This window comes from Bdellovibrio sp. NC01 (assembly GCF_006874625.1).
Lineage (GTDB): Bacteria > Bdellovibrionota > Bdellovibrionia > Bdellovibrionales > Bdellovibrionaceae > Bdellovibrio.
Genome location: NZ_CP030034.1, coordinates 83,163 through 102,199, shown reverse-complemented (window position 1 = coordinate 102,199; position 19,037 = coordinate 83,163). Strand labels below are relative to the sequence as shown.

The following is a 19,037-nucleotide window of genomic DNA, read 5'->3' as shown; positions in this document are numbered from 1 at the left end:
GCGTTTGATGAGGGGATTTTAGTGACCCCAACGATAGCCTAGGTTGAACATATACAAAGAGTTGGTAACGCTAACACTTGAAGGCGTTACACCTGTCGTGGGATCTGGCAAAGACGCAGAACCTGTGAACAAATTCTTTTCCGTCGTTAAGCCCAAGTTCCACAGCATTTGACTGTGACGTGAAAATTTCCATTCTCCCCCAACATCAAAACCAATACGGATGTTTTCATCCGAAGAACCAGAGCTGACGTTAACTGCCGTCGCCGATTCTGAATGCGACAATCTTGGGAAGAACGTTCCACCAACAGTCCACGCATAAGAATCTGAAGTTGGAAAGCGACCTTTTAAGCCCACACCAAACCCCGAAGATTTCGAGCGCGGATGGGAAACGCTGTCGTTTGATACTTTAAAGTTGTTGTCGCTGTACAAAACTGCAAATTCCAAAGAATTTGCTTTACGGGAAAGGCCAAAGAACTTCCTAAAGTTCAAAGCCAAATCCATCATTTCGTACTTAGTGGAAACCTTGGATGAATTGCCATCATCAATATCAGCGCCAAAAGAAAACATGAATTGGCCCGACACACCAATCAACGGAGTCAGCCATACGTTCGCTTTCAATTTCATCGCTTCAAAGAAACTTTGATAATCGCGGAAAGAGTAATTAGATTTTGAATCGTTATAGGCCACTACCGGAGAAAACTCGACCTCGACCTTGTTGTTGCGAATGTCGTCTGGGTGAATTTCTTGGCGATAGTAATCGTAAACTTTTTCTGGGTTTGCAGAAAACAAAGACTCTGCTTGTTCAGAGATACTTGGTTCTTCCACCGACTTTTCCACAGGGGCTGGATTTGGATTTGCTTGTGCCACAAGAACTGCTTTGCTTGCAGCTTCCTCTTGTGCCTTTTTGTCAGCCGCAGCTTTTTCTTCCGCTGCTTTCTTAAGAGCGATCTGTTTTTGCTCTTCGGCCTTTTCTGCCGCCAATTGACTTGGGGTTAACACACGAACCTGCACACCATCTGCATCCGTCACAGGTTTTTGGGATTCTTCTTCTGAGGTTGGCTTACGGTTTTTCTTCGTCGACTTAGTCGTCTTGTGAAGCTCGTAACGTCCTGAAGAGAAGCCTTCTAGACTAGACTGTGCTAGCGCCGATGAGCTTCCCATGATTGCAGCAATTAACAATGAAAATGAAATAGTCGACTTCATAAAATTTCTTTCGGCACTCGGTCTGAATTTCTTGATGTCAAATTGACCAGTTTTCACTCTCAAGGCAGAATAAAAAATATGAAATCATTCCTTCTTTGTTCCTTCAGCGTGTTCGTCGGTTTTTTTCATATTCAGTTTGCTTATGCACAGGCAAATTCCCAGCCGATTGCCCAGCAAACACAGAATGTTTACGTCAGCGCTGTTGACCAAGATCTAGCTATCAAATCAATTGTACTGGTTCCGACGACAGATAACGTTGGTGGTATCTACGCAAAACCATTGGATGAAGAACTGCGCAAAGTTTTGAATGATGATAAACAGTGGTCACTAACCGATTATCCAAAAGATTTAAAAATCAAATCGGAACTTTTGGATGAACACCCTGAAGACGTTAAAAAAATTCTGCAAGCCGGAAAATCAGAAGCCGCTTTAACTACAAAACTTATCAAAGGCCCGCGTGGCATTTCAATCACGATGACTTTGTTCGTCGGTCGCGACGGTTTACCCCTTTTGCAAGAAACGCTTACTGATTACAAAGGTTTTGAAATCAACGACATCAAGTCACAAGCCGCTCGGTTGTTTGAAAATATCAAAAACCGCATGCCATTCCGTGCGACGATCTTAAGTCGCCGCGGTCAGCAAGTGACTTTGAATTTAGGTAGTAACTATGGTTTAAAACCTGGCAGCTTTGTGTCGATCGTGCAAATCATCAAAGTAAATCGTCATCCAAAATTGAAATTCATGGTTAGCACGGAAAAAGAAGTTTTAGGTCGCGTGAAACTGTTCAAGGTCGAACAGTATCTAAGCTTCGGTTACATTGAACTTGAAAAAGAAAATGGTGTGATCGCGGTTGGCTCTAAGGTAATGCCGGATGAATTCGTGAAGTATTCTACACCTGTGGTGACTCCCTCTGGGAAAGTGATGACCGATATCACTCAACGCCCAGATAAAGACGTGGCCTTTGGTGAAAATCCGCAAGAGTGGGTTCCGGAATCGGCTCCCCAATTCGGTAAAGTGGAATTGTTAGCGGGATTTTCTTCATACACACAAAATGCGAACTTAAGAACTGCGGGATCAATCAGCGGCAGCAGCAACTTTGCACCTAACATTTTAGTGCGTGGTGAAATCTGGTTGAATCCAGAATGGTTTATCGGTTTAACATTACGCCAATCGGTGTTCTCGATTGATAACGATCTTGCTGGTTCATCACCAGGCAAATTGAACATGTCGATGAGCCAATACGGCATCAACGGTGGATACAATTTCTTACTAACGAGTGATTTCTTCGGTCCAAAAATCCGCATCAACGCCGGTTACGCAGTGACTGATTTCAAAGTCGACGACAGCACACCAACGGCCTTCACATCGATGAAATACGGTGGTTTGCTTCTAGGTATCGAAGGTCAGTTCCCATTGTCCGATGAAATTCCCATCGACTTGGGCGGTAAGTTCGATTTGTACGTGAATCCAAGTCTTAGCGAAAGCAGTTCAAGCGGCGGATCTTCAGATAATAAGATCAACGCCTTTAGTTTCTTCATGGATTATAGAATGAAAACCAGATTCAAGATTCGCGGGGAATTGCTGTTTGAAAATTACAGCTCTGACTTTAGCGGAACCGGTCAAAGAACCGATCCCGCTTCTAGCATCAGTCACAAGATGACGACGCTGATGGGTGGTGTTCAGTATCTGTTCTAGTTCTTAGATCGAACCAACACTCAACATTTGAGTTTGGCCTTCAAGAACCTTTTCCATCGCTCTTAAAACTTCACTCCACTGAGGGTCTTTGTTCGGACTTAATAAGTACATGAACAAGACCTTCAAGCTAGGAAGCTCTGCCCAGAAATAACTCTGCAAACCTTGAGTCAAAATATCGATCTTGCCTTTAGATTTCTGCGCTTCAAACGTACTTAAATAATAAGAATAGCTTGAGCATGAATCGAAGAAGAACAACTGACGTTTCTTCGGATCAAAAGTAATCTTGCCAGCTTTTTCTTCAAGCGCTGGAATATCCAAATTGCCACCCAAACCAGAATGACCTTCATAGATAACCACGTCTGCTTTTTCCAAAGCATTTTTAAAGAACTTCGCGAACGTCACGTTCTTATATTCAATGCCTGTTTCCGCAAGAAGGCGAGTCACACGTACTTTAATGATTTTGCCATCAGCTTTTTTCAAATCTTTCGTGAACTCGATCACTGGGCGATTTTGGTATTTAGCAACCATGCGCTCTTGGAAACCAAGGCTGCGCAACCATTCGTTACCTTCTTCCCAATTTTGACGACCGATATCTTCACTGTCTTTCGCACTGTCAGAAAAGCCATTGATCGTCGCGATATCAAACAAATCACCGTTGCCATTGTCGCCACGAAGATCAGCAAAATGCGCTGACGTGTCTTCGACTTTCGCAACCGGAGCTATCTTTACGACAACTTGTTTTGCCATTGGTTCTTGTTGCAAAAATCCACAACCTTTACGGAATGGATCATAGAAATACCAGAAGTCACCGAACGAGCTATAGTGTTCGTCTGTACATTTCTCTGCATAGAAATTATCAAGGTCGTAGGGCAAAGTGATATGCCATTCTTTTTGTTCAGTCAGTTGTGCTTCAGCCAATTTATTCAGAATCATCAAGCCACTGACTTTATATGAAATTGTGCGCACACCCTTTGTTTTTTTATCTGAAATAATTTGGAAGTTCAGGGGCATCTTCGGCGCACCGATACCCAGTGTTTGTGAATCAATACCGAAACTTCCAGTTACAGAAGGTGATTGTAAGTAGCCGAATAAATGTTGCGCGTGAGAATAAGAAAGATTAACGGCATCTTCTTCAGTTTGCGAAGTTTGGAATTCCGCTTTGTAGTTAAAGCGTACTTCTTTAGAAGATACTGACAAAATCCCCGCGAAACTTTGCGAAGCAAAAAGCATTGAAAGCAAAAGGACGAATTTCACTTTAATAACCCCTGTTTAGATCAATAGAGGTTGATTTATAGGTGACACACTCATGTTTCGCAAATTTCCGGAATGTAAGAGGAAATTAGTTCATGGATGTCACAAGAAATGACACTGATCAGATCAAATAAAAAAAGCCCAGGGGTTACCTGGGCTTTATAAGCCTTTATAGCAAAGCTTAGGCGATGAATTACATCATGTCGCCCATGCCACCCATACCCCCCATGCCATGGCCGCCTGGAGCTGCCATTGGAGCGTCTTTCTTAGGTGCTTCAGCGATCATAGTCTCTGTAGTAAGCATCAAAGAAGATACAGATGCTGCGTTAGTTAGAGCGCAACGAACAACTTTAACTGGATCGATAACACCGTCTTTGATTAGGTCAGTGTATTCGTCAGAGTATGCGTTGAAACCCCAAGAAGCAGATTTGTTTTGAAGGATACGATCCAAAACGATCGCGCCATCCAAACCAGCATTTGCAGAGATTTGACGAATTGGCTCTTCACAAGCGCGTTTGATGATAGTTGCACCGAAAGACTCTTCTTCAGAGAATTTTGATTTATCAACTTTTTGAGAAGCGCGAAGCAAAGCAGTACCACCACCAGCTACGATACCTTCTTCAACCGCAGCGCGAGTCGCGTTCAAAGCGTCTTCTACGCGGTGTTTTTTCTCTTTCATCTCTACTTCAGAAGGAGCACCAACGTGGATGACAGCTACGCCGCCAGCCAATTTAGCCAAACGCTCTTTCAATTTTTCTTTATCGTAGTCAGAAGAAGTTTCTTCGATTTGAGCTTTGATAGCAGAAACACGGCCAGTGATGTCAGCTTTTTTACCAGCGCCATCGATGATTGTTGTGTTGTCTTTATCTACAACGATACGTTTCGCGATACCAAGATCAGCGATAGTAGCTTGCTCAAGTTTGCGACCGATGTCTTCAGAGATCACTTTCGCGCCAGTCAAGATCGCGATGTCTTCAAGCATAGCTTTACGACGGTCACCGAAGCCAGGAGCTTTAACAGCACAGATGTGAAGAGTGCCGCGCAATTTATTAACAACCAAAGTTGCTAGTGCTTCACCGTCAACATCTTCAGCGATGATCAACAATTGACGACCTTGCTTAGCAACGCCTTCAAGAATAGAGATCATGTCTTTCATTGAAGAGATTTTTTTGTCGTAAACTAGAACGTAAGCGTTTTCTAGAACTGCTTCCATTCTTTCTGCGTTAGTTACGAAGTATGGAGACAAGTAACCACGATCGAATTGCATACCTTCAACTACAGTCACTTCAGTTTTTGCAGTTTTAGATTCTTCGATAGTGATAACGCCTTCTTTACCAACTTTGTCCATAGCGTCTGCCAACATTTGACCGATTTCTTTGTCATTGTTTGCAGAGATCGCACCAACTTGTGCAACTTCGTTAGAACCTTTTACTGGTTTAGACATTGCTTTCAATTCGTCGATAACGATAGCTACTGCTTTGTCGATACCGCGTTTGATAGACATTGGGTTGTGACCTGCAGAAACAAGTTTAGCACCTTCGCGGTAGATCGCTTGAGCCAAAACAGTTGCAGTCGTAGTACCGTCACCAGCCTCATCATTAGTTTTAGAAGCAACTTCTTTAACCATTTGAGCGCCCATGTTTTCGAATTTGTTTTCCAATTCGATTTCTTTAGCAACAGTTACACCGTCTTTAGTGATCAATGGTGAACCGAAAGATTTGTCGATAACAACGTTACGACCTTTTGGTCCCAAAGTTACTTTTACTGCGTTCGCAAGAGTGTTCACACCTTTCAAGATGTGCGCGCGAGCGTCTTCTGAGAATGTTAATACCTTAGACATGATTTACTCCGTTTAGTTTCTTATTAGAAAAGAGAATTATTGGAAAACACCCAAGATGTCTTCTTCGCGCATCATCAAGTATTCAGCGCCTTCAAGTTTCAACTCAGTTCCTGCGTATTTAGAGAAAAGAACTTTGTCGCCAACTTTCACTTCAAGAGGAAGAACTTTTCCGTCTTCAGTGATACGGCCTTTACCAGTTGCGATGATTTCACCTTTTTGTGGTTTTTCTTTTGCTGTGTCTGGGATGAATAGACCGCCAGCAGTTTTTTCTTCTTCCGCCATTCTGCGAACAAGAATTCTGTCGTGAAGTGGACGTACGCCAATTTCACTCTTAGCCATAGTAATGCCTCCGTTAGTTTATATAGAAAATTTGAACGAAACTAATATGAATCGGTGGCGTTTTAAGTCAAGGTCGGCTGCCCCAAATTTTATTAAAAAAATGAAGCACAGAAAGGCCTAGAAGGCCTGACGCAAAGAGCAAAGACGGGGATTTTAAGAGGGATTTTTAAAACTGCTTCAACACGAAGCCAGAGTACGTATGATTACTTACCTGGTTCTTTAGAAATATTCGCAGCACTTGCTGGCAAATCAGCCGCATGCGCACCGAAAACAGAGTTCGCATAAGCGGTCATAAGCTCTGCCACTTCCTCTGGAGAAAGCTTGCCTGCGACTTCTTGGAATGCGGCCTTCTTGTTTTGAACCTTCGTCAAATAACCTACGAAATAATCAGTCACAGTCAGATCGTTCGCAACATCAAGGTCGTATTGCTCTTCACGAAGGTCTTTTTCCAATTTCTCTAAAGCCAAATCACGAGACGCCACGGCCTCAAGACCACGTGTGCGCGCCATATTAGGATCAACGCCCATAGCGGCCGTACGCAAAGCTTTGCGAGTTTCGATTTGAGTTTTGATAATAGTAACGCGGTTTTGTGCATCTAGAACAAGCTCATGCTTCCATTCGCGGTAGCTTTTTACGTGAGCTGCCTGGGCAGTCGTTGCCACTGGAACTTGGGTTTGAGTCATAGAGGACTGCGCTTGCGCTTTCATTGTGAAAGCGGTCATCGCGATAAATGCGATTAATGGCAGATGTTTAACAGGGTTCATGAGTCCTCCAACAGACGTGAGCTATTCGGAGCCATGTGTTACAAAGCTCGTGCCCGTCAATTTATGACTCATTTGCAATATATTGGGTTTGAGGGCCTCAGTAAGCCCTTTTGTGTCAGTTTGAGGCGCGTTTTGATTCACAGAAAGGAACATCGAAGTTCCCGATAACTTCCGTGCGACCGACAGAGCTTGAGCGGAAATTCCCCTGAACCGCGCCCACCACTCGGCCATTTGCCATGCTTTGCACGTGGATCACGCCTTCGCTTGCGACCATGTTGTTGCGATAGTCGCCACTCGAAGTTAAGTCAGAAAAAATGATTGTTGGAATCAAGTTGAAGGGATCACCTGGATCGATTTTTCCCTCACCAACTTTGTTTTCCGCATACAGGCGAATTTGATAAGTCGAACCGAAATACTGATTGCAAGGATCGCTGTAAACTTCATTCCACAGCTTTACTTCTAAATAGAATTTCCCATTGCGCTTAAAGAGACTTGCTTTACCCGAAACGAATTTCCACGATCGGCCATTCACTAAGCCTTCCGCAATATTATTGTAGACAGGTTTCTGAGCAGCAGAATTATTATCGGGAGCAGCCGGCGCCGGATTCGAATAGTCTGAGCTTGAACAAGCAAGCAAAGAACAAAAGGCAAAGAAAATAAGATATTTAGAAACGCACTTAGAGTATTTCATCTAAGAAAAATCCTACAGATCTATGCGTTCGCGGACAACATGTATCTTAAAACGAGCTTACCTTTGGTTTGGATTTGTCCGCAGAAAATAAAAAACCCCAAGGGTTACTTGGGGTTGAATTTCGAAAAAAATGGCTCAGGAGGAGGGACTCGAACCCCCGACCCAGCGGTTAACAGCCGCTTGCTCTACCGACTGAGCTACTCCTGAACATCGGTGAGAGGCTAAATTAGTGGACCCGATCTTTCTTGTCAAACAGAAATCCGGCCGAATCTAGGGTCATTTTGTTTCTTCCAGGCGGTTTAGGGCTTTTTCCAGCATTGGCGAGCTGAAAGGCATCCCTTGAACCCTAAAAATGATGGCTCCGGAAGCTCCCGGGACCTGTTCCAAAACTCTTTCATCGCCGCCCGAACCCGTTGCAACTGCACGTTTCACGAAACGAGCCTTTTCTAACTGATCCGCCGTCACCCCGCCGATCATGATTTCACAAAGCGACGTCAGATCCTTGGCTTCACTTAAATTCTTACGCACTTCTGACGACATCATGACTTCAATTTTTTGGACCTGAGCAGGACACCAGTTCAACGGTCTTACATCTGCACCTAACAACGCTGAAATTGCACTGTTCGGATCTTGCGAGTTCGTTGCGAACTCTGGAGAGTTTAAATTTTTAATTCCATAGATCACTGCTGCCAGAGCAATAACCAGAATCACTGTCTTAACTAATAATTTCGGATTCACTGCGAAGCCTCCGCCTTATCTGAAAAGATACTGTAAGGTCAGACCCGAAGACATCGAATATTTTCAAGCACAAAAAAAAGACCTCGTGCGGGGAAGAGAGAAAACCGCACGAGGTCTTAAATTTTTAAATCACTTTAGATTTTAATTACTGTCCAAGGAACGACTTACAAGAATCCATCGTTTGGAAAGTTTCAGAACTATTGCGACTATAGCCCGTCACAATGTTCAATTCTGTCGTAACGAATGGAGCGTGACCGTCGCTATCACGAGATGTACAGAAAACCGCATTGCCAGTGATGTCTGGTTGCAGACTGCGCAACATATCTTCACACATCCCTTTTGAGCCGTTTGTTCTAGGATAACGTTGCACGTCCTTGCCTCGCAAAGTCGCCATAACATAAGGCTCATAGCCATCAAAATCACGAGACACGCACAGCATAGCCTGACCATTAACGTAACGAACTCTACCAATCGTAGTTTCGCAGTCTGCAATTGTTTGGAAAGTGATCTTCGTACGAGTCACATTTAAACCTTCACGAACACCAATAACATAAGGAGCCTTGCCATCGTTATCACGCGCAACGCACGTGTAGCTGCTTGTCGGAGCAGGCGGCGCCGGAGGTGGTGGAGGCAATGGAATTTCTGCTCCACCTCTATTAACGACTCGGCGAATCTCTTGAAGCTTTCTACTGATTTCCGCTTTTTCGGCCATCGACAACGTATACGCTTTTTGCTGAATTTCATTGGCTACCGTCTGAGCTAAACGCTCGACACTAACTTGCTGAGCAAATACCGAAGTTGAAAGCATACAGCCCGCAACTAAAACTGCTAAAGACTTCATAAAAGATCCTTTCCCATTCCAGGGGATTAAAAATGAGTTTCGTAGTATGTACCGGAAAGTTCTTTAGCCAGATTTGTGCCCGCTAAAAATGAATTAAAATGAAGTCGACGGCGAACTAACTGTCTAAACAGAAATTCGATGACGAAAATACGTCTCATCCCGTTGGTTTTAACGGCTGCGTCATTTTATTTGCGAACATCAGGAATAAAAAGGGGAAAAAATGGTGCACTCGAGAGGATTCGAACCTCTGACCACTTGATTCGTAGTCAAGTACTCTATCCAGCTGAGCTACGAGTGCACTGTGAAAGAGACGTATTTCTAAGCCGCGGACATGGAAAAATCAAGCATTCTTGCAGCTTTCTTATAGAAAATTGCAAAAAGCACCTGGCCAAACCCTTCCCAATCCTTGCTTTGGGGACTCGGCTATGGCACTTTTACGTTTCTAGTCGCTTATAACGACCGCGGGAAGGTGGGTGAGTGGCTGAAACCAAGCGTTTGCTAAACGCTCGTACACTCAAAAGGTGTACCGCGGGTTCAAATCCCGCCCTTTCCGCCATTTAAATTTTGTTTTTTAAAAAAGCCGCCGTTCTGCGGCTTTTTTATTTTAACCACCCGTTTTTAAAAGATTATTTTTCAACATTCAGCTGCTTCATTGCGGCTGTTTTTGTTTCCAGGTGGAAACAGAAAGGGTTCCCTCATGCCTTTTGCACAGCAAAGCGGTGTTAATATCTATTTTGAAACTTATGGAAGCGGCACACCTGTGGTGTTGCTGCATCCATTTTCAACCAACCGTTATTTTTGGAGTCGTCAGATTTTTACTCTGGCGCAAAAGCATCGGGTTATTGTGATAGATCTTCGTGGTCACGGTCTTTCAGATAAGCCCGCGAGTGGTTATTCAATTCCAAAACTTGCTCTTGATGTTGAAGCTGTTCTGAAAGCAGTAGGTGACGAAAAAGCTGTAGTTGTTGGAGTTTCCGTTGGTGGAATGATTGCTATGCAGCTTGCATTGCAATCACCACAGTATGTGAAGGCTTTGGTATTGATAAGCTGTGGAACCAATCTGGCACCTTATGTTCCTGCAGTGGCCTTGCAAGCGTATCAAGAGCGCTTCGAAGCCGCTTTTGGATTTATGCTTCAAGGATCTCTTTCAGAAAGAACGAAAACAGAGAAACCAGAAATATTTGAATACCTAAATTCAGTCTTTCGCACACAAGACAACTTCACTAAGGAAAGTTACTTGGCGAGCCTTCGCGACTCTGAAGGAATCTTCAACTGGAATATTTTAGATTCACTTAAAGAGATCCAAGTTCCTACGTTCGTTTTTGCCGGGGCTTCAGACCAAGCTGTTCCCCTGGAAGCCGTCCGTACCTTGAGTCACGCGATACCTCACGCGAGCTTTAAGATTGTGCCCGACGTCGGTCACTATTACCCACTTGAACAAGCGGATCAATTCAATCGGGACTTAGTTTCTATCTTAGAAACTCCTGAAATATAGAAATTGAGAAATTGAGAAATTGAGAATTATGAATCTTTACAAAAGAAAACTTAATTCAAAAAAGAGAGGGAGCATTGCTATCTCTCTTTTCTTATTATCAAGTTATTATTTTGCGCGGTCTCTTTTTTTCTCGGCTTCTTGTAACGCCAACTCAACTGCCTCATTGATACGTTTTTTGCGGGTTTCTGGTTTTGCGACGTCGTTAATTTTTCTGACGGCGTAATTCTTTTTCCCGGGCGTCAAAGCATTGAAGTCTTTCAACGCGCCTTCAGCTTTTAAAGCTGCAATTAAATCTTGAGGCAAATCAACGTCAGCTCGGTCTTGAACAACGATTTGTACTTTAACTTTATCGCCTTCATGAAGATCCATTTGTTTGCGAACCTTCGCACGCACACGAATATAGTGCTGACCACCGCCGGCAGGAAACAAACTCACTTGAAAGGGCTCGCCCCCGTTTAAAGAAGCCATAACAAGAACGGCCTTCGTCGTACCAAGAGTTTTCGTGATCTTGGCGGGAACCGCGATGGCACAATAATCCATGCCCTCGGCCCAGTTTTCTAATTTCGCTTGAAAGGAAAGTTTTGTACCTGCTTTTGTCATCTCAATAATTATGACGAGAAAATTTCAAAGGCGCAGCTTTTAATTCTGCGCCTTTGATGAATTTAACAGGTTCTTAAGCGCTGGTTCTTAGTAACCCCAAACGCAATCAACGCCGTTGTCGAATGTAGCACCACAATCTTGAGCATTGTCGATTTCGCGGCAAACATGTTCAAATTGCCCCACAGGTTGACGGCTATGGCAAGAGGCCGCTCCGCATGTAAACACCGCATGAACTTGAGCGGTACCGTAGTTTACAACCTGAACAGTCCAATCTGTTATTTGCTCTGCTTTGCCTGGCGAGCAAGTGCCATTTGCTTTTGCGATTGCTTCAGCTTTCGCATCCGCCACAGCAACAGCGCAGTCCGTGTCACAATCACGTCGAGCGGCCACCGTAAAAGCGGTTGTTGCCGCTTGCGCAGAAACTTGAACCGTAAGAGCCATCACCGCTAGTACAAAAAACTTTTTCATTTGAATCTCCATGTTTTGAATTGGTTTTGTTTCGTTCTGACAAAAACAACGTTAGACCCAAGATCCGCACAGGTAAAACTGGTAGATGCCTAACTGTGACTTAAGGAAATACTTATGAAAATTCTTGAACTAGGAAGCTTTTTGGAACACCCACAAAGAAAAGCCCGCGCATTTCACGCGGGCACAAAAGACTAGAAAGGATTTCTGCTCAAAAGAAGCGACTGCGCCGTAGACAAATCATTCACAAAGAAGTTTTGTTTGCCTCGGTTGGATTCAATAATGAATGCTTTCAGACTTTCACTTTTGACGTCAGTGAAATCACCGACGATCGCGACTTGAATAGAATAATTAACAAACTTTTGCAGGATCTCGCCGGCTAGACGGCTTTTTAGATCAAAGAATTCTGGCGCAAGATTTTTTTGATGAAGAATGATTTTACGGGAACCTTGGGCAGCTATATCCATCATGATCTGAACAGCGTCACTCGGAGTGTGTATCAAAACTCCATCTCCAATAACTTCAAATATTTTTATACCGTTCACTTCATGAATTGCTGTCTTCATAATTATCCTTACCGAACAAGGGCGCCTCTTATGTTTAACTAAGAAGACGCCTTTGTCAGGCGGATAATTATAGCGAGATAAGAAACCGCTCTATTAACGAGCTAGTTTAACATCAGAAACTTCAAGAACTACGAACACAGTTCTTTTCACTGTTGGATTTGGGAATACACCACGAACCGTGTAGTAACCTTTCACAGTGAATGGAGCCGTTTGCTTCATTTTGTGAAATTGAGCATTGCCGATCAACGTGTTGATTGTTTGCTCTGCTGCACGAGAATCTTCATCAACTGCCAAGGCAGTCTTTTTACCATCCAAGTTAATCGTATGTGCACAACCCACGATATCTTTAGGGCATACATTCAAAGACGCATCTTTAAATGTATTTACAGGGATAATGCTTCTTGCCGAAGCAGAGAAAGAAACAAACGAAATCAATAAGGCAGATACAAGCGCTTTCATTTTAACTCCTCGTTAATTTTTAATTGATGAGCGGTTATAACGAATGTTCGAAAATACTTCGCGCTACTATTCTGTAATGGAAATTTTTAGGTGGGTGTCTAAAAGAACGACGCCTGCACGTCACAGGCGTCGTAAATTTCTAATGAGATAGCGGTTGTTGAACAGGATCGCGATCCCGAACGTGGTCATGGCTATGATCGTGGAATTGCTCTTCAGTAGAGCCTTTCAGGGCGCCCGTTGAAGCCTTGCCTTCCATGATGGTTTGCAGGACTTCATCGAAGTAACCCGTGCCCACTTCTGCCTGGTGTTTCACCGCTGTGTAACCGCGTGAGGCTGCTGCGAATTCTTCCTCTTGCAGGCGCACATAAGCCGACATCCCTTCGTTTGCATAGTGGTGGGCCAGATCGAAGCTGTGATAATTCAACAAGTGCCAGCCCGCTAAAGTGATAAATTGGAATTTGTATCCCAATTTGCCTAAGCGTCCTTGGAATTGTGCGATCTCGCTTTCGGAAAGATGCATTTTCCAATTAAAAGATGGCGAACAGTTGTAAGCCAAGATTTTACCTGGATATTTTTTATGAATCTCTTCTGCGAAAATTTCGGCTTCTTTCATATCGGGTTTTGAAGTTTCGAACCACAATACATCAGCCCATGGAGCATACGCCAACGCACGTGCAATTGCGTAATCAAGACCGCCACGAATCGTATAATAACCTTCTGGCGTTCTTTCACCTGTAAGGAAGGGGCGATCGGCAGGATCAATGTCAGAAGTCATCAACGTCGCACTTAAAGCATCGGTGCGGGCAATAATCACAGTCGGTACATCTAAAACATCAGACGCCAATCTAGCCGCTTGCAAAGTGCGCACAAAATTAGATGTAGGCACCAAGACTTTTCCAGCAAGATGTCCACATTTCTTTTCCGCAGCTAATTGATCTTCGAAGTGAACACCCGAAGCACCTGCTTCAATCATCGACTTCATCAATTCAAACGCATGCAGTGGCCCACCAAAACCTGCTTCGGCATCAGCAACAATCGGTGCATACCAATCAAGACCACGCACATCTTTATTCGTCTGATTTGCAATCTGATCTGTGCGAGCTAGAGCATTATTAATTCTTCTAACCACAGCTGGGACTGAGTTCGATGGATACAAGCTTTGATCAGGATACGTTTGTCCCGCCAAATTCGCATCAGCCGCCACTTGCCAACCGCTTAAATAAATCGATTGCAAACCAGCCTTCACCATTTGCACGGCTTGAGCACCCGTCATCGCACCGAATGTATTCAAGTATCCTTCAGAGGTTAAACCTTTCCAAAGTTTACGAGCTCCATGATCAGCGATCGTATATTTCACAGGTAGTGAGGAACGCAATTTCACAACATCCGTTGACGTATAATTACGTTGTACGCCACCCCAGCGTTTGTCCGTTGTCCAATTATAATCCAGCTGGCGCGATTGCAGCTCTAAACTCAAGATCATCGTTATCTCCCTTGTCGATTTGGTTTAAAATTTCATAAGCACTTAAAGTTAAAAATTCTTGGAAGTGATTCGAAAGAACCAACGAGTTCAAAAGACTGATGGCCTTATCTAAATAAGGAAGTCTTTGTGGAATAAGTTTCTGAACTTCGTCGCGCAAAATTTCGTGATACAGTTCTGGCGAAAAAATCCTTCCGTCCGCGAGCGGTACTGAGTGGTGCAACCATTGCCATAATTGACTGCGCGAAATCTCTGCCGTCGCTGCATCTTCCATCAAATTATGTAAGGCCGCAGCGCCAACTCCATCGAGCCAACGATCCAGATATAAAAGACTGACATTGATGTTTAAGCGTACTCCCTCTTCAGTGATCAGACCCAATGCTGGTGCCACATCAAGAAGTTCATCTTCAGTGACAGCAATAAGAGGTATGACTGATTTCTGATTTTGTTCTTCACCAAACACGCGATCGAATTGTTCTTTCGCCGTATGAATAAGACCTGGATGAGCCACCCATGAACCGTCAAAGCCCATGCGCGCTTCACGATGTTTGTCTTTCGCAACTTTTTCTAAAGCAGCCGCGTTCAGTTCAGGATCAAATTTATTTGGAATAAACGCCGCCATTCCACCGATGGCGTGGGCATTTCGTTTGTGACAACTTTGTACCAGCAAGCGCGAATAAGCGTTCATGAATGATGTATTCATAGTCACCAGCGCACGATCGGGAAGTAAGAAACGTTTTTGAGTATGAAATTTTTTGATCAAACTAAAAATATAATCCCAGCGTCCTGCATTTAATCCCGAAGCATGATCTTTTAAGACATACAGAATCTCTTCCATCTCAAAAGCTGCCGTGATGGTTTCAATCAACACTGTGGCGCGAATCGTTCCGCGAGGAATTTTCAAGCGGTCTTGTGTGAAATTGAAGACGTCATTCCACCAGCCAGCCTCTTCATGATTTTCTAGTTTTGGTAAATAGAAATAAGGACCGCTGCCTCGACGAATGAGTTCTTTTGCGTTATGGAAGAAATAAAGACCGAAATCAAAAAGCGATGCCGAAATCGCCTGGCCACGAATCAGAAAATTCTTTTCCTCTAGATGTAAACCACGTGGTCGAACCACTAACGTCGCAAGTTCTTCATTTAATGAATAGATTTTTCCGTTATCACCTTCGTGAACCAATGTGCGACGAACGGCTTTACGAAGCGTATCTTGCGCAAGCAAGACATTTTCCCATGACGGCGACAAAGAATCCTCAATATCCGCCATGAACACCTTTGCGCCCGAATTCAATGCATTAATAAGCATCTTAGGTTCAGCGGGACCTGTGATTTCCACACGACGATCACGTAAGTCGGCTGGCGCATCGGCCACTTTCCAATCACCTTCACGAATGGATCTGGTTTCTCCTAAAAATTTTGGCAGACGTCCCTGTGCGAACTCTCCTGCTAAAGTTCTTCTTTTAATAAGAAAATGACGACGAAGATTATCGAACTTCGCGTGAAGAGAAATTAAAAACTCTGCCGCTTCAGGCGTGACAATTTCTTGTTTCAACTTTTCGGTGATCATCCATGGCTCCCTTGAGTGCTTCTTCCAAGAAATCGGAAGTAAGATTTAATAAGGGTGCCTGCATGACGGCTTGAACTTCAAATGACGTTGTTGAAATTAATTGTGTGATTTCACGGTCTTAGAGTTGGTACTCAAGAGCAAAAATTCTAAAGATGTCAGTGCACAGCGAATTCAACCAGTAGTTAACATTCCACTAGCAACTCCGGTTACAGTTTCACGAAGCAAATGGATATTTTTTGTTTCCAGTGCAATTAGCTGAAGAATATTTAATGGATGAATCAGGGGGGATCGCAATGCAATGCTTGTCTCTAGCCATGGGCGATACCACAGCAAACTACGCTCCCCGGAAATTTCACGAACACATTTTTTGCAAAGTTCAAATTCTTGTCGAAAGCGGAGATCAAATTCATCCACCACTTGCTTAGAAAGTTTTGATGAATGCAAGTACAGACTGAAGATATCGAGTTCGATTTTTTCTAGAGTAAATCCCAGCACCTTAATATACGAGCGCAACAGTGCCGAGTCTTTGAAAGCTCTTTTTAATTGAGCCTTCTGAGCGCGTGACAGTGTTGACCAGTAATGACCGACACCCCACCAACTTGGGAACAACGCCCGCGTCTGTGTCCAACACAATACCCACGGAATCGCACGTAAGTTCTTTAGCTGCAAATTGCCCTGGCGTTTTGAGGGGCGAGACCCCAAACGCAGATCTTTCATAAACATATACGGTGTTGCGTGTTCAATCAGATCTAAGAACTCTGGCTCTGACAAAATATCCTGATAACTATGACGAACATAGGTCGCAAGATCTTCCATCGCTTTCACGCTATCCTTACGCAGACGAACATTGCCTTTATGCTCTTCTCGAGTTTGCGTTAGCAACTGCAAATGGCGTGATAATAACTCTTTGGCAGTGTAATTACGATAAATCACTTCACCTTGTATCGTCATTTTAACAGTCGTCAAAGCAGACTGTGGCCACCATTCTGTTTGTTCCTGGATGGAACCACCACCACGCTCAACACTTCCCCCAGAGCCATGGAAGAAAATCGGCGTTAAGCCTTTTTTAGAAATAAGTTTTTCTAAATCCAGAACTGCGGATTGAATTAAGAAGCGCGAAGGGAACGAACCATTTTCTTTCGCCGAATCCGAATAACCCAGCATCACTTCCAATTGCGATGACCACTGCCTTTTAATCAAAGGCAGGATCGCTTTTTTTGACAGCAGTTCTTCAATGATTGATACGCAGTTTTCCAACGAATGTGCACTTTCAAAAAGCGGCACAACTGGAAGGCTTGCTTTACCAAGATATTTGCGTGTGAGATCTATTCCTGCCTGAATATCTGCCGCGGATTCACACTGACTTAAAACGAATCCACGCACATAAAAACGGGGATCGTGTTCTAAGCTTAACTGCGACAACTTCTTAAGCATGCGCTCGATATTCGTATCGGAACGCTGAGTTTTTAAAGCTTCATGTACAAGAGCAGAATCTTCGCGCAGTTCAAGTGGCACAACCAATCCGGGAAAAACCTTAAATAGATCATTGAGCTGATTTAAGATTTCCGAACGTGAACCAACGGTCCAATCGTAGCTTTCGGAAACCTCAAGTAACAGTTCTTGAAGTGTCCGAATTTTTTTAGCGTCACCGTTCTTTAAAATTTTGATAGCACGAGCCCGTGCCTGCACAAGGCGCACACCTTTCACAAGCTTGATAAGATGCTTGCGTTCGCTTGTGGAAGACTTCAGGGCCGGTTGAAGTTCTGCGATCAATTTACGACATTTCTGATCAAACCAGTGCTGCAGGTGCTTACGCGACAGCTGTAAACTTCCATGCATCGTTATTTCATTCACTCCGGGATGACCGTCTTTATCGCCCCCAACCCAGGTACGAATATAAAAAGACTGCGCTTTCTGTTTTTGCTCTAAATACAAATCAATGATGTCGGGATGAAGTGAAAGAGAATAAATATATTCCGCTTCGTCCATCACTGAAGGTTTGCGCTGTTTCGATAGCGGTAAAACCCACGCCAAACAAATGCTTTCGAATAGCTCTTGGGTATCTTTGCTTTCTGGCTTTTCTAAATGTTTTTCCAGCAGATTCTGAATCTTCTTAAGATACACGATGATTTCGGGATTACGTGACTCTGTCGGGTGCGCAGTCAGCACGTGAATAATACGACCTGAATGATCTTCCACTTCGACTTCAAGTGGTTCTGACTGGCGCAGGCGAAAAACGCGATAGGCCGCTTCACAGGAATTGATTATTTCTAACATCAAACCGAAAGCGTGGGCGATATCGTATTGTTCTTCAGCGGAAAGTTTTGAAAGATCTTTTTTAAGTTTAAGAAGGCCTTGCAAGCTGCCGCCATCCGCGGTCTTAACGTAGCGGCGAATCTTTTCGATTCTATTGAAAGCCGCTTTCCCCAATTTCAACTCGATCACTTGGCCCAGAATGGATACCGACCAATCAACAAGATGCGTGAATATTGGGGAAAGTTCTTTTTGCATGTAAGCCTCTAGTACAGCTTACTAAGCTCCATCGAATACTTGCCAGGAGCAAATTCAGACATGCGTTTTTGCCAAAGATCTTGGAAGAACTTTTCTTTGTTCCCATAACTTGCGTAAGGGAAGATTGCGATGCCACCACGTGGAGTAAATTCACCAATGACCTCTAAATACTTAGGCTTCAAAAGTGCCACAAGATCATCACAAATTGTTTGAACACAGTCTTCGTGGAAATCGCCGTGATTACGGAAGCTGAACAGATACAACTTCGCCGATTTTGATTCGACCATTTTTTTATCAGCGATGTAGTTGATAAAAATCTTAGCGAAATCCGGTTGGCCTGTTTTAGGACACAATGAAGTAAATTCTGTGCAAACGAAAGTGGTCCAAGCGATCTTGCCTGGATTTTTGTTATCAAATGCTTCTAGAACTTCAGGTGCATAAGTCTGTGGATAATCGGTTTTAACTTCGCCCAAGGCGAAATCTTTTAGCTCTTTTACGTCGCGACCGTTTTTCTTTTTCGTTTTCATAGGCG

General features: G+C 43.7%; 18 protein-coding genes and 3 tRNA genes. 3 read left to right on the top strand and 18 right to left on the bottom strand.

All coding sequences use genetic code 11. The features are described from left to right. Positions 1 to 18: 18 nt before the first annotated feature. The gene (locus DOE51_RS00520; RefSeq protein WP_142694663.1) at positions 19 to 1,203 is read right to left on the bottom strand and encodes a hypothetical protein; all 1,185 of its coding nucleotides are present in this window, start codon (positions 1,201 to 1,203) and stop codon (positions 19 to 21) included. 78 nt (positions 1,204 to 1,281) lie between these two features. On the opposite strand from DOE51_RS00520, the gene DOE51_RS00515 reads away from it, so the two are divergent. After that, the gene (locus DOE51_RS00515; RefSeq protein ID WP_246845207.1) at positions 1,282 to 2,898 is read left to right on the top strand and encodes a hypothetical protein; all 1,617 of its coding nucleotides are present in this window, start codon (positions 1,282 to 1,284) and stop codon (positions 2,896 to 2,898) included. A 3-nt stretch (positions 2,899 to 2,901) separates the two neighbouring features. Here DOE51_RS00515 and DOE51_RS00510 read toward each other — a convergent pair whose 3' ends face one another. From DOE51_RS00510 to DOE51_RS00470, 9 genes are all read right to left on the bottom strand, one after another. Then, positions 2,902 to 4,152, bottom strand: a complete 1,251-nt coding sequence (locus DOE51_RS00510; RefSeq protein ID WP_142694662.1) for a hypothetical protein — start codon at positions 4,150 to 4,152, stop codon at positions 2,902 to 2,904. A 190-nt stretch (positions 4,153 to 4,342) separates the two neighbouring features. Beyond that, a complete protein-coding gene (groL, locus tag DOE51_RS00505; RefSeq protein ID WP_142694661.1) occupies positions 4,343 to 5,989 on the bottom strand; it encodes a chaperonin GroEL in 1,647 nt (548 codons plus the stop codon). Positions 5,990 to 6,025: 36 nt separating this feature from the next. Next, positions 6,026 to 6,313 (bottom strand): co-chaperone GroES, encoded by a 288-nt coding sequence (gene groES, locus DOE51_RS00500; RefSeq protein ID WP_168196500.1) that lies wholly within the window; start codon positions 6,311 to 6,313, stop codon positions 6,026 to 6,028. Positions 6,314 to 6,531: 218 nt separating this feature from the next. Beyond that, positions 6,532 to 7,092, bottom strand: a complete 561-nt coding sequence (locus DOE51_RS00495) for a hypothetical protein (RefSeq protein WP_142694659.1) — start codon at positions 7,090 to 7,092, stop codon at positions 6,532 to 6,534. Between the two features lie 115 nt (positions 7,093 to 7,207). Next, complete coding sequence (locus DOE51_RS00490; RefSeq protein WP_142694658.1) at positions 7,208 to 7,783, bottom strand: hypothetical protein; 576 nt, start codon at positions 7,781 to 7,783, stop codon at positions 7,208 to 7,210. Between the two features lie 131 nt (positions 7,784 to 7,914). After that, positions 7,915 to 7,990 (bottom strand) — tRNA-Asn (locus DOE51_RS00485). A gap of 69 nt (positions 7,991 to 8,059) precedes the next feature. Beyond that, positions 8,060 to 8,521 (bottom strand): hypothetical protein, encoded by a 462-nt coding sequence (locus tag DOE51_RS00480; protein WP_142694657.1) that lies wholly within the window; start codon positions 8,519 to 8,521, stop codon positions 8,060 to 8,062. Between the two features lie 145 nt (positions 8,522 to 8,666). Continuing rightward, the gene (locus DOE51_RS00475) at positions 8,667 to 9,362 is read right to left on the bottom strand and encodes a hypothetical protein (RefSeq protein WP_142694656.1); all 696 of its coding nucleotides are present in this window, start codon (positions 9,360 to 9,362) and stop codon (positions 8,667 to 8,669) included. Between the two features lie 221 nt (positions 9,363 to 9,583). Next, a tRNA-Arg gene (locus DOE51_RS00470) sits at positions 9,584 to 9,660 on the bottom strand. A 165-nt stretch (positions 9,661 to 9,825) separates the two neighbouring features. Here DOE51_RS00470 and DOE51_RS00465 point away from each other — a divergent pair. Together DOE51_RS00465 and DOE51_RS00460 are read left to right on the top strand one after the other, a co-directional pair. Next, positions 9,826 to 9,918 (top strand) — tRNA-Ser (locus DOE51_RS00465). Positions 9,919 to 10,059: 141 nt separating this feature from the next. Continuing rightward, positions 10,060 to 10,857, top strand: coding sequence for an alpha/beta fold hydrolase (locus DOE51_RS00460; RefSeq protein ID WP_142694655.1), 798 nt, complete (start codon positions 10,060 to 10,062; stop codon positions 10,855 to 10,857). A gap of 105 nt (positions 10,858 to 10,962) precedes the next feature. Here DOE51_RS00460 and DOE51_RS00455 read toward each other — a convergent pair whose 3' ends face one another. The 8 genes from DOE51_RS00455 to queF form a co-directional block, all read right to left on the bottom strand. Next, the gene (locus DOE51_RS00455) at positions 10,963 to 11,457 is read right to left on the bottom strand and encodes a YdeI/OmpD-associated family protein (protein WP_142694654.1); all 495 of its coding nucleotides are present in this window, start codon (positions 11,455 to 11,457) and stop codon (positions 10,963 to 10,965) included. Positions 11,458 to 11,544: 87 nt separating this feature from the next. After that, entirely contained in the window at positions 11,545 to 11,925 is a 381-nt protein-coding gene (locus DOE51_RS00450) for a hypothetical protein (protein ID WP_142694653.1), read from the bottom strand. A 191-nt stretch (positions 11,926 to 12,116) separates the two neighbouring features. Beyond that, positions 12,117 to 12,488, bottom strand: coding sequence for a DUF4180 domain-containing protein (locus tag DOE51_RS00445; RefSeq protein ID WP_142694652.1), 372 nt, complete (start codon positions 12,486 to 12,488; stop codon positions 12,117 to 12,119). Positions 12,489 to 12,581: 93 nt separating this feature from the next. Continuing rightward, on the bottom strand, positions 12,582 to 12,947 hold the full coding sequence (locus tag DOE51_RS00440; protein WP_142694651.1) for a hypothetical protein: 366 nt from the start codon (positions 12,945 to 12,947) through the stop codon (positions 12,582 to 12,584). A gap of 139 nt (positions 12,948 to 13,086) precedes the next feature. Next, positions 13,087 to 14,430 carry an isocitrate lyase gene (gene aceA, locus DOE51_RS00435; RefSeq protein WP_142694650.1) on the bottom strand — a complete coding sequence of 448 codons (1,344 nt, stop codon included), beginning with the start codon at positions 14,428 to 14,430 and terminating at the stop codon, positions 13,087 to 13,089. Next, positions 14,387 to 15,994: a malate synthase A gene (gene aceB, locus DOE51_RS00430; RefSeq protein ID WP_142694649.1), complete on the bottom strand. Its 1,608-nt coding sequence runs from the start codon at positions 15,992 to 15,994 to the stop codon at positions 14,387 to 14,389. Before aceB ends, aceA begins: the two co-directional genes overlap by 44 nt. Positions 15,995 to 16,165: 171 nt before the next feature. Beyond that, entirely contained in the window at positions 16,166 to 18,505 is a 2,340-nt protein-coding gene (locus DOE51_RS00425) for a phosphoenolpyruvate carboxylase (RefSeq protein ID WP_142694648.1), read from the bottom strand. An 8-nt stretch (positions 18,506 to 18,513) separates the two neighbouring features. After that, positions 18,514 to 19,032 (bottom strand): preQ(1) synthase, encoded by a 519-nt coding sequence (queF, locus tag DOE51_RS00420; RefSeq protein ID WP_142694647.1) that lies wholly within the window; start codon positions 19,030 to 19,032, stop codon positions 18,514 to 18,516. Positions 19,033 to 19,037: the final 5 nt, after the last annotated feature.

Excerpts from the sequence above, each read along its gene's own strand:
- DOE51_RS00520 (WP_142694663.1), bottom strand. The coding sequence starts at position 1,203 with ATGAAGTCGACTATTTCATTTTCATTGTTAATTGCTGCAATCATGGGA.
- DOE51_RS00515 (WP_246845207.1), top strand. The coding sequence starts at position 1,282 with ATGAAATCATTCCTTCTTTGTTCCTTCAGCGTGTTCGTCGGTTTTTTT.
- groL (WP_142694661.1), bottom strand. The coding sequence starts at position 5,989 with ATGTCTAAGGTATTAACATTCTCAGAAGACGCTCGCGCGCACATCTTG.
- DOE51_RS00495 (WP_142694659.1), bottom strand. The coding sequence starts at position 7,092 with ATGAACCCTGTTAAACATCTGCCATTAATCGCATTTATCGCGATGACC.
- DOE51_RS00490 (WP_142694658.1), bottom strand. The coding sequence starts at position 7,783 with ATGAAATACTCTAAGTGCGTTTCTAAATATCTTATTTTCTTTGCCTTT.
- DOE51_RS00475 (WP_142694656.1), bottom strand. The coding sequence starts at position 9,362 with ATGAAGTCTTTAGCAGTTTTAGTTGCGGGCTGTATGCTTTCAACTTCG.
- DOE51_RS00460 (WP_142694655.1), top strand. The coding sequence starts at position 10,060 with ATGCCTTTTGCACAGCAAAGCGGTGTTAATATCTATTTTGAAACTTAT.
- DOE51_RS00455 (WP_142694654.1), bottom strand. The coding sequence starts at position 11,457 with ATGACAAAAGCAGGTACAAAACTTTCCTTTCAAGCGAAATTAGAAAAC.
- DOE51_RS00450 (WP_142694653.1), bottom strand. The coding sequence starts at position 11,925 with ATGAAAAAGTTTTTTGTACTAGCGGTGATGGCTCTTACGGTTCAAGTT.
- DOE51_RS00445 (WP_142694652.1), bottom strand. The coding sequence starts at position 12,488 with ATGAAGACAGCAATTCATGAAGTGAACGGTATAAAAATATTTGAAGTT.
- DOE51_RS00440 (WP_142694651.1), bottom strand. The coding sequence starts at position 12,947 with ATGAAAGCGCTTGTATCTGCCTTATTGATTTCGTTTGTTTCTTTCTCT.
- aceA (WP_142694650.1), bottom strand. The coding sequence starts at position 14,430 with ATGATCTTGAGTTTAGAGCTGCAATCGCGCCAGCTGGATTATAATTGG.
- aceB (WP_142694649.1), bottom strand. The coding sequence starts at position 15,994 with ATGATCACCGAAAAGTTGAAACAAGAAATTGTCACGCCTGAAGCGGCA.
- DOE51_RS00425 (WP_142694648.1), bottom strand. The coding sequence starts at position 18,505 with ATGCAAAAAGAACTTTCCCCAATATTCACGCATCTTGTTGATTGGTCG.
- queF (WP_142694647.1), bottom strand. The coding sequence starts at position 19,032 with ATGAAAACGAAAAAGAAAAACGGTCGCGACGTAAAAGAGCTAAAAGAT.